Source organism: Streptomyces sp. T39 (assembly GCF_008042045.1).
GTDB lineage: Bacteria > Actinomycetota > Actinomycetes > Streptomycetales > Streptomycetaceae > Streptomyces.
This window is the reverse complement of sequence record NZ_RDBP01000141.1, coordinates 1-9901: the sequence shown is the minus strand read 5'-3', so window position 1 is coordinate 9901 and position 9901 is coordinate 1. Positions and strand designations below refer to the sequence as shown.

The window sequence follows — 9901 nt, the reverse complement described above, 5'->3', positions numbered from 1 at the left end:
ACCCGCACTTCTGGACCGACCCCGACCGGGTGCGGGCCGCCACCGGCCTGATCGCCGCGCAGGTGATCGAGCACGTCGACGGGGTGGACGCGGCCGCCGTACGCGCCAACACCGCCCGCTACGACCGCCAACTCGCCGACCTCACCGCCTGGATGGAGACCTCGTTCGAGCGGATCCCCGAGGACCGGCGCGCCCTGGTCACCAACCACCATGTCTTCGGCTACCTCGCCGACCGCTTCGGCTTCCGGGTGATCGGCGCGGTCGTCCCGAGCGGCACCACCCTGGCCTCGCCGAGCTCGTCCGACCTGCGCTCGCTCACCGAGGCCATGCGCGAGGCCGGTGTGCGCACCGTCTTCGCCGACTCGTCCCGGCCGGCGCGGCTGGCCGAGGTGCTGCGCACCGAGCTCGGCGACGGGGTCCGCGTCGTCGCACTCCACTCGGAGTCGCTGACCGCCCGGGGCGGCGGAGCCGCGACCTACCTCCAGATGATGCGGACCAACACCACCGCCATGACCGACGGCCTGACGGCCGCCCCCTGAGACCTGGCCGCCGCCCCCTGGGACACGGGGCACACCGCCCACCACGGGCCCGTGCGACCCCGCACACCTCCCGCCACACCTCATGCATGCCGCGAACCCGCGGCCGAGAAAGGAACACACCGGTGAACCACGCGATACGCAACAGGACCGTCACGGGGACGGCACTCGCCCTGGCGGTCTCCACCGCGCTGACCGCCTGCGGCACGGACGGCGCCTCCACCCCGTCCGCCTCCGGCGACAAGGCCACCGCCGCACCGAGCACCGGGGCCGCCGTCGACGTCAAGGACCCGCTGGTGGCGACCTTCGACGGCGGCCTCCACATCCTGGACGGCAGCAGCCTCGACCTCGTGCGCACGATCGAGATGCCCGGCTTCAACCGGGTCAACCCCGCCGGTGACGAGGACCATGTCATCGTCTCCACCGACGCCGGCTTCCGCGTCCTCGACGCCTCCGCACAGAAGCTCACCGACATCGCCTTCCCCGGAACCAAGCCGGGGCACGTGGTGCGGCACGCCGGCCGGACCGCGCTCTTCACCGACGGCACCGGCCGGGTGGAGGTCTTCGACCCCCACGACCTGGCGAACGGCGGCAAGCCGTCCGCCAGGACCTGGACCGCGGCGAAGCCCCACCACGGGGTCGCCGTCGAACTGGCCGGAGGCGAACTCCTCGCCACCATCGGCGACGAGGAGAAGCGGACCGGTGCCCTCGTCCTGGATGCCCGGGGCAAGGAGATCGCGCGCAGCGAGAACTGCCCCGGCGTACACGGCGAGGCGGCGGCACAGGGCGAAGCGATCGCCGTGGGCTGCGAGGACGGCGTCCTCGTCCACAAGGACGGCGCCTTCACCAAGGTGAAGTCCCCCGACGCGTACGGACGCATCGGCAACCAGGCCGGCAGCGACGCCTCGCCGGTCATCCTCGGCGACTACAAGAACGATCCCGACGCCGAGCTGGAGCGCCCGACCCGGGTGTCGCTCGTCGACACCCGGACCGCGGGTCTGCGCCTGGTCGACCTCGGAACCAGCTACTCGTTCCGCTCGCTGGGCCGCGGCCCGCACGGCGAGGCGCTCGTCCTCGGCACGGACGGCGCCCTGCACGTCATCGACCCCGAGAAGGGCACCGTGCAGAAGAAGATCCCCGTGGTCGGCGCCTGGCAGGAGCCGCTGGACTGGCAGCAGCCCAGGCCCACCCTCTTCGTCCGCGACCACACCGCGTACGTCTCCGAGCCCGGCAAGCGCGCACTGCACGCGGTCGACCTGGAATCGGGGAAGAAGCTGCGGAGCGTGACCCTGCCGCAGAGCACCAACGAACTGTCAGGTGTCGTCGCGGGGCACTGACGCCGTCGCGGGGCGCCGACGGGCTCCTGCCGGTGCCGGCGACGGCACCGGCAGGGCCGCTCAGTTGGCCGGCGCCTGGTAGAGACCGCGGCCGGCGCGCGACGCGCGGGAGGTCGCGACCAGGCGGTCGAGGGTGCTGCGGACGGTGTTGATGCCGCCCGGTGTGGTCTCGCGGCCGAGGGCCTCGGTGACGTCGCGGGCCCGCAGCGCGGTGTCGGCCCGGGCGGCGAGCACGGCGACGACCTGCTCGGTGAGGCCCGTGCCGTCCTTCGGCTCGGCGGCGGGGGTCGCGGCCTCGGCCGACGTGACGGCCTTGCCGCCCGTCGCGGTCTTGGCGGCCTTGGCCGCGCCGGTCGCCTTGACCGCAGCGGTGGGCTTGGTCGCGCCGCTGGTCCTGGTCGCGCCGGTGGCCTTGTCCGCACCGGTGGCCTTGGCCGTGCCGGTCGCCTTCGCGCTCCGGGCCGGAGCGGCGGTCTTGGTGCTCTTGCCGGCCGTCCTTCCCCGCGGGGCGGTCCTGGTCTGCTTGGCCGTGCCGGTCGCCTTCGCGCTCCGGGCCGGCTTGGCCGCACCGCCGCGCTTCGTCTGGGCGGGCACGGCCGGCGCGGGAGCCTCCGCCTCGGCGGGCTCGGTCGCGACGTCCGGCGCGGCGGCCTCCGAGGGAGCCGCGGCCTTTGCGGCCGGGGCCTCGGACGCGGGAGCCTCAGGAGCCGGCGCCTCGTCCGCCGCCACGGGCTCGGCCTCGGCCGCCGGGGCGGAGTCCGTCGGTGTGACGGCGTCCGCGGCGGCGGATTCCACCGGCGCCGCGGGCGCGGTGGGTTCGGCCCGGGGCCGGGGGAGTGGTGCGGCCGCCAGGGCACCGAGTGCGGTCAGGGCCCCGCGCACGGACTCCAACCGCACGGTGACCTGCTCCAGTTCCCCCCTCAGCGCGTGCTGAAGGGCTTCGAGCCGGGGGAGTTCCTCCTCCAGCTGGGCGGTGGTGGATGTGATGCTGTCGCTACCGGTCACTGTCTGCTCCCGAAAGGTGAGGTCGACGAGGGTTGTTGTGACTGTAACGAGGCAGCGTACGCCGAGGACTCGGTGTGCAGGGTGCGAGGGTGCGAGAAGAACGGTGGGCCGACGGGTGTTGGGCCCGCGGCGCGGCCGCCGTGCATGTGCCGTCAGGACTCCCAACGCCACGTGGTGATCTCCGCCGGATCAACGCCCGTGCGCCGCAGTTCCGCCCGCAGCCGGTCCCGGTCGGCGGCGTAGCGGACGGCCAGGTCGCCGGTCTCGGCAGGGCGGCCCCGCAGGTGTTCCAGGGCGGTGATCGCCAGGTCGTGACGGGAGACGCCGTTGCTCAGCAGCAGGTCGTACGGCGTGGTCGTGGTCCCCTCCTCCACGTATCCGCGCACATGGAACCGATCCGGGTGCGGCCTGCCGTGCAGCAACTGGTGCACGGCGGAAGGGTATCCGTGGAAGTCCAGGACGACCGGCAGGTCCGTGCCGAACAGGGCCTCGAAATCGGCGTCCGCGAGCCCGTGGGGGTGACGGTCCGGCGGGGCGAGGGAGCACAGGTCCACGATGTTGACGACACGGATGCGCGCCTCGGGCAGATCCCGGCGCAGCATGCGGGCCGCGGCCAGCGTCTCCACCGTCGGGATGCCACCGGCGCACGCCAGGACCACCTCGGGTGCGCCGCTCCCTTCACCGGTCGAGGCCCACGGCCACACCGCCGCGCCCGCCGCGCAGTGCCGGCGCGCCTCGTCGATGCCGAGCCACTGCGCGGCGGGATGCTTGCCCGCCACGACCAGGTTGATCCGCCCGGTGTCCCGCAGCACGTGCTCCATGGTGACCAGCAGGGTGTTGGCGTCGGGCGGCAGGTACACACCCGTCACCGTCGGCTTCTTGGTGAGGAGGTTGTTGATGAAGCCCGGCCCCTGATGGCTGTAGCCGTTGTGCTCCTGACGCCAGCCCTCGCTGGTGAGCAGGTAGGTGAGGCTGCTGACGGGCGCGCGCCAGGACACCTCGTGGGACATCTTCAGCCACTTCGCGTACTGGTTGACCATGCTGTCCACGACGGACGCGAACGCCTCGTACGTCGGGAAGAGGCCGTGGCGCCCGGTCTGGAGGTAACCCTGGATCCAGCCCTGGCAGTTGTGTTCCGAGAGGACCTCCATCACCCGGCCGTCCGGTGCGAGGTCCTCCGCGTACTCGTCCACCGGCCGGTTCCAGGCCCGGCCCGTCGCCTTCAGCACGGCGTCGAGCTTGTTGGAGGCCAGTTCGTCGGGGGACATGATGCGGAAGTCGCGACGCTCCCCGGTACGCCGGACGATCTCGGTGAGCCAGCCGGCCAGCACCTCGTTGGGGCTCGCCGTCGCGGAGCCGGGCCCGTCGGCGACGTCCACGGCGTACGGCTCCGCGGGCGGCAGGTCCAGGGGCCTGCGCAGCCGTCCGCCGTCGCCCGCGGGCTGCATCCCGATGCGCCGGGCGCCGGACGGGCAGTGGGCCAGCACCTCCGGCGACGGCCTGCCCTCGTCGTCGAACAGCTCCTCGGGCCGGTACGACCGCAGCCATGCCTCCAGCGCGGCGAGCTGCTCGGGGTCGTCGTGGACCGCGCTCAGCGGCACCTGGTGGGCGTGGAACGTTCCCTCGATGCGCTGACCCGCGACCTCGGCGGGAGCGCCCTGCCCCTTCAGGCTGCGCAGCACGATCATCGGCCATCGCGCCCGTTCGGGGCGGTGACCGTGCCGCGCCTGCTCCTGGATCGCGGTGATGCGGTCGTGGGCGTCGCGTACCGCCGCGTCGAGCGGCTCGCCGCCGGGGTCGTCCCGCACGTCGACGATCCGGCAGTCCCAGCCGTAGCCGTGGAAGAGGGCGTGCAGTTCCTCGTCCGACATACCGGCGAAGACGGTCGGGGAGGAGATCTTGTACCCGTTCAGATGGAGGAACGGCAGGACGGCGCCGCCGGTCACCGGGTCGAGGAACGCCGGCGAGTGCCAGGCGGCGGCCGTCGGCCCGGTCTCGGCCTCGCCGTCGCCGACGATGCAGGCCACCAGCCGGTCCGGGGCGTCGAGCGCCGCACCGAACGCGGTGGCCAGCGCGTACCCGAGTTCGCCGCCCTCGTGCAGTGTCCCCGGCACGGCAGGGGAGAGGTGGCTGGGGAAGCCGTCGGGCGCGCAGTAGCGGCGGGACAACTCGGTGAGACCCGCCGCGTCGCGTGCGAGGGCGGAGTCGTACTCCTCGTGCGTCCCCTCCAGCCAGAGATTGGCGTGGTTGGCCGGCGCCCCGTGGCCCGGGCCCGTCACCAGCAGGACGTCCGCGTCCCGTTCGCGGACGAGAGCGTTGAGCGACGAGTACATCATCGTGATCCCCGGGCACGAACCCCAGTGGCCCAGGAGTCTGGGCTTGAGATGCTCGGCCCGCAGGGGCTCGCGCAGCAGCACGTTGTCCCGGAGGAAGATGAGCGAGGCGGCCACGTAGTCGGCCGCGCGTCGGTAGGTGCGGGTCACTGGTCCTCTTCCGGTCGGTGCCCGACGCCGTCGTCGGAGCCGTCGGTCGTCACGGGAAACGCGCGGGCGGTGGCCGCGCCGGGCCCGGCCCGCGCGGGCCCCCGGCGTCACGGACCACCCGTACCCGTCCCCGCGGCGGCCGGGCGTGCGGCGCGCCGGACCGGTTGATCCGTCCGGCCGGCCGGTCCCGTCCGGCGGCCCCCGGCGCGGGCGTCGTCGCGTCTCACTCGCGGGCGTGGCGGGGAGCGTGGGAGGAGGCGCGCATGTAGTCCTCATAGCGGTCGAGCAGCATCACGAGCCCGAGGAGCAAAGGGGGCACGAGCAGGGCGACGGCTATCATCCGGGTCTCCCGGTGGCTTCGACAGCGTGATGCTCTACGCGTGCCCGGCGAACACCGCCCGACCGGTCCCCGATGTGAGGATCGTGTGACTTTCGGGGCGGTGCGCCGGACGGCGAGCGGGCCGGCCCGCTCAGCCCGCGGCGGCCTTCACGGCGGCGAGGTCCTCACCGGAGAGCTCGGCGACGCGGTGGGCCGGAACGCCCGCGGACAGGGCGCGCCTGATCAGGTCCTCCCTGCCGTCCGCCAGGGAACGGTAGGCGAGCAGCTGCTGCTCGATCTCGGTGGCCGCCGGGAGCGCCGCACCGCCGCGCACCCGCGCCAGTTCCTCCTCGCTGAGCGGCACCGGCAGCCGCTCGGCGTCCTCCGGGACGGCCGCCGTCTCCTCAGGCGGCAGGATGCGCAGCAGCGGCGACGTCGCGTCGACCCCCTGCGCGTCCAGCCACGCCCGCACGGCGGGGGTGTCCATGCAGGTGAGACCGCCGACGCCCGTCGGCTGCACTCCGAGCGTCACGGCAGTGCTGTCCACCAGAAACAGATAGGCGTCGTCGGTCATCCCGGGCTCCTCAGAGGCGATGTGTCGGCGTTCGTACCGCGCCTACCCCGTGACGCCCGCCGCACCGGCCGGAACCGGCACCGGAACGCCCGCCGGCGGACCGCAACGGCAGATGCCGCTCGGCGTGCACTACACCATGGGCGATCTGTCCGGATGAAGAATTTGAAACGACAAACGGCAAGTCGTCTTGTCTGTAGGGTTTGGTCGCTCATCAGCACTATTTAGGGGGGACCTCACCATGCGCACCCGCGCCCACGCCGTCGTCGCCGTCACGCTCGCGGCCGGCTCGCTCGCCGCCCTGGCCGCCGCCCCGGCCCAGGCCGCGGAGTACTCCTCCGCACTGAAGGTCTGGGGCATCCAGTACGACGCCCCCGGCAGGGACTCCAACAGCTGCGCCACGGGCAACACCCGTGACGAGTACCTGACGATCAAGAACTACTCGCGCTCCGCGACGGTGAATCTGCGCGGCTACACCGTCAAGGACGCGGCCGGCAACCGGCACACGTTCACCTCGAACCACTACCTGCAGCCCGGGGACTACGTGAAGCTCCGCGGAAACCACGGCACCGACTCCGACGGAGGCAACGTCGCCTGGCGCGACAACTGCAACTTCCTGTGGAACAACGACGGCGACACCGTCTACCTGTACAAGCCCACGGGCGACCGCGCGGACGTCCACTCCTACACCAAGGCGGCGAACGACCGCGACGGCAACGGCTTCATCACCTTCCACTGAGCGCCTGGGCGGGCCCAGGGGGCCCGTGAGCACCGCCGCCGAGCCGGGCACACCGGCTCGGCGGCGGTGTGCTGCGGGCGGTGCGCGTCGGGCTGACGGGCTGACGGGGCGGTGGTGTGACGGGTCGGCGGGGCGGCCATGTTGCGGGGCGGCGGTGTGCGGTCAGGCGGACGGGGCCGTGGACTGTGCGAGCCCGCCGAGGAGCCGGGCCGCCGGTGCCGGGTCGACCAGCCACTTGAGGTGGCTTCCCGGCAGGGTGCGGACGTCGTACGGATTCTCCGGGGTCAGCGCGTCGCCCTCGCGGATCAGGCGGTCCTGGAGGGCGGGCGGCATGCTCGCGTCGTCGGCCAGGCGTACGTACGTCCTCGGGACGCGGCCCCACGTCGCCGCCTGCGCCCGGTCGGCGGAGGTTCCGACGTCGAGGTTCTCGTCGGGCTGGAAGGTGTTGAGGAGGGCGAGGAACTCCTCGTCGGTGCCGTCGGCGAGGAAGGCCGCCTTGAACGCGGCGAGCGCGGATGGTTCCGCGGTGCGGAAGTTGACACGCAGCAGCCCGAGTTCGGCCGGATTCCCAGCCGTCGCCCGCCCCAGGGACGCCGCGTCGACGGAGGCCATCTCGGGCTCCGCGTAGTAGTCGCCGACGTCCAGGGCCACCGGGCACCAGGCCGCGACGTAGACGAGACGGTCGACGAGATCCGGACGCGCGTTGGCCGCCGCGGTGACCGTGATGCCGCCGCGGCTGTGCGCCACGAGGATCACCGGCCCGTGCGCGCCGGCCCGTTCGAGGACCCCGATCAGGTGCGCCGTGTTGTCGGCGAGCGTCACACCCCGGATCGACCCGGGAGCGGTGGCGAGCGCTTCGAGGTCCTGGGGTGCCTGGTAGGCCCGTGAGTACGTCGCCCCGAAACCGTGCCCGGGCAGGTCGACGGCGACCGAACGGTGCCCGAGGAGACCGAGTTCGGCTTGGAGCGGCGCGAAGGAGAAGGAGTTCGCGAAGGCTCCGTGCACCAGGACGAAGGTCGGCTGCATGTGCTGCTCTCTCTCTGCTCTGTGCCGCCTCGCGGCACGTCCGGCCGGGGCGGCCGCTCCGCACGACCTCGGGACCCTGTGCAGCCGAAGATCATCGGCGCAACTGCCGTGCCGACGGCACCCGATGGCCACCACAGCGCCGTCACAGCGGCTTGCGGGCCTCTATCAGGAACCGTGTGGTGCGGGCGGTGAACGGCCCCTCGCGCACGATCTGCTCGTGCAGCCGGCGCAACTGCTCCTCGTACGCGCCGACGGTGAAACCGGGGACCATCCAGATCACCTTGCGCAGGAACCAGACCACCGCGCCGATGTCACGGAACTCGGTGTGCAGCGATTCCGCGCGCAGGTCCGTCACCTCCAGCCCGGCCGCCTCGGCCGCCTCGCGTGCGTCGTCGGGGTGCCGCCCGCGGCGGGTCTCGGCCGACTGCGGGCCGAGGATGTACTCCACCAGCTCGAACACACTGGCCGGGCCCACCTGCTGGGAGAAGTAGATGCCCCCGGGCCGGAGGACCCGCGATATCTCCACCCAGTGGACGGCCACCGGATGCCGGCTGACCACCAGGTCGAACGCCTCGTCGGCGAACGGCAGGGGTGGCTCGTCCGCGTCGGCGACGACCACCACGCCCCGCGGGTGCAGCAGCGCGGTGGCCTTCGCCACGTTCGGAGGCCAGGACTCCGTGGCGGCCGTCAGCGGTGGCAGAACGGGCACGCCGGCCAGTACCTCGCCGCCACCGGTCTGTATGTCCAGCGCCGCCGTGGCCCGTGCCATCCGCTCGCCCATCGCACGCTGATAGCCCCAGGAAGGGCGCTGCTCGGTCGCCCGGCCCTCCAGCCAGGTGAAGTCCCATCCGTCCATCGGCGCCGCGTCGGCCTCGGTCACCAACTCCTCAAACGTTCGTTCCATGCGTAGATCGTCGCAGCCGGGCGTCCGGGCCGGCGAGCGGATATCCCCAGCGCGCACCATCCGTCGTATAAGTGCCCCTTATGGCGACGACTGTGGACAGTTGGATTGCTTTGAGGCGGCAGGTCCTGCAGTATCGGCCGTCCGAGGAGGTGGACCGCTATGAAGACGATCGGGCTCATCGGCGGTATGAGCTGGGAGTCGACCGCCGAGTACTACCGGCTGCTCAACGAGTTCACGCGCGAGCGGCTCGGCGGGCTGCATTCGGCGACGTGCGTGCTGTATTCGGTGGACTTCGCGGAGATCGAGCTTCTCCAGACCGAGGGCCGCTGGACGGAGGCGGGCGAGATCCTGGCCTCGGCGGCGCGATCCCTCGAACGGGCGGGCGCCGACATGGTGCTGCTGTGCACCAACACCATGCACAAGGTCGCCGACCAGGTCGCGGCGGCGGTGTCGGTGCCCCTGCTGCACCTCGCCGACGCGACCGCGGACGCCGTGCGTGCCGCCGGTGCGCGCCGGGTCGGCCTCCTCGGCACCCGCTTCACGATGGAACAGGACTTCTACCGCGCGCGCCTGGAGGCCGCGGGGCTGGAGGTGTGCGTGCCCGACGAGGACGGAAGGGCGCTCGTGCACCGGGTCGTCTACGAGGAACTCTGCCTCGGCGTGGTGCGGGAGGAGTCCCGCGCGGCCTACCGGAAGGTCATCGGTGACCTCGTCGCCGACGGAGCGGAAGGCGTCGTCCTGGGCTGCACGGAGATCGAACTCCTCGTCGGCGAGGMGGTCACCGATGACCTTCCGGTAGGCCGCGCGGGACTCCTCCCGCACCACGCCGAGGCAGAGTTCCTCGTAGACGACCCGGTGCACGAGCGCCCTTCCGTCCTCGTCGGGCACGCACACCTCCAGCCCCGCGGCCTCCAGGCGCGCGCGGTAGAAGTCCTGTTCCATCGTGAAGCGGGTGCCGAGGAGGCCGACCCGGCGCGCACC

The 9901-nt window shown here is 72.7% G+C and carries 8 protein-coding genes and 1 pseudogene; 4 read left to right on the top strand and 5 right to left on the bottom strand.

Features of this window, described 5'->3' with window-relative positions; translation table 11 throughout:
* Together EAO77_RS36215 and aztD are read left to right on the top strand one after the other, a co-directional pair.
* A partial coding sequence (locus tag EAO77_RS36215; protein ID WP_147992541.1) for a metal ABC transporter substrate-binding protein occupies positions 1 to 539 on the top strand: 539 nt, incomplete at its 5' end.
* Positions 540 to 661: 122 nt separating this feature from the next.
* Positions 662 to 1873, top strand: a complete 1212-nt coding sequence (aztD, locus tag EAO77_RS36210) for a zinc metallochaperone AztD (RefSeq protein WP_147992540.1) — start codon at positions 662 to 664, stop codon at positions 1871 to 1873.
* A 60-nt stretch (positions 1874 to 1933) separates the two neighbouring features.
* On the opposite strand, the gene EAO77_RS36205 is transcribed toward aztD, so the two are convergent.
* The 3 genes from EAO77_RS36205 to EAO77_RS36195 all read right to left on the bottom strand — a co-directional run bounded on the left by EAO77_RS36205 (position 1934) and on the right by EAO77_RS36195 (position 6254).
* On the bottom strand, positions 1934 to 2878 hold the full coding sequence (locus EAO77_RS36205; protein WP_147992539.1) for a hypothetical protein: 945 nt from the start codon (positions 2876 to 2878) through the stop codon (positions 1934 to 1936).
* 152 nt (positions 2879 to 3030) lie between these two features.
* Positions 3031 to 5361 carry a phosphoketolase family protein gene (locus EAO77_RS36200; RefSeq protein ID WP_147992538.1) on the bottom strand — a complete coding sequence of 777 codons (2331 nt, stop codon included), beginning with the start codon at positions 5359 to 5361 and terminating at the stop codon, positions 3031 to 3033.
* 470 nt (positions 5362 to 5831) lie between these two features.
* Positions 5832 to 6254: a DUF6003 family protein gene (locus tag EAO77_RS36195; RefSeq protein WP_147992537.1), complete on the bottom strand. Its 423-nt coding sequence runs from the start codon at positions 6252 to 6254 to the stop codon at positions 5832 to 5834.
* A gap of 238 nt (positions 6255 to 6492) precedes the next feature.
* Between EAO77_RS36195 and EAO77_RS36190 the strand changes: the two genes are divergently transcribed.
* Complete coding sequence (locus tag EAO77_RS36190) at positions 6493 to 6990, top strand: lamin tail domain-containing protein (RefSeq protein ID WP_147992536.1); 498 nt, start codon at positions 6493 to 6495, stop codon at positions 6988 to 6990.
* A 162-nt stretch (positions 6991 to 7152) separates the two neighbouring features.
* Here EAO77_RS36190 and EAO77_RS36185 read toward each other — a convergent pair whose 3' ends face one another.
* Together EAO77_RS36185 and EAO77_RS36180 are read right to left on the bottom strand one after the other, a co-directional pair.
* The gene (locus EAO77_RS36185; RefSeq protein ID WP_147992535.1) at positions 7153 to 8016 is read right to left on the bottom strand and encodes an alpha/beta hydrolase; all 864 of its coding nucleotides are present in this window, start codon (positions 8014 to 8016) and stop codon (positions 7153 to 7155) included.
* Between the two features lie 142 nt (positions 8017 to 8158).
* Entirely contained in the window at positions 8159 to 8920 is a 762-nt protein-coding gene (locus tag EAO77_RS36180; protein WP_147992534.1) for a class I SAM-dependent methyltransferase, read from the bottom strand.
* A gap of 159 nt (positions 8921 to 9079) precedes the next feature.
* Between EAO77_RS36180 and EAO77_RS36175 the strand changes: the two are divergent.
* Positions 9080 to 9754: pseudogene (locus EAO77_RS36175) on the top strand (aspartate/glutamate racemase family protein); the annotation flags it as partial.
* Between the last annotated feature and the right edge of the window lie 147 nt (positions 9755 to 9901).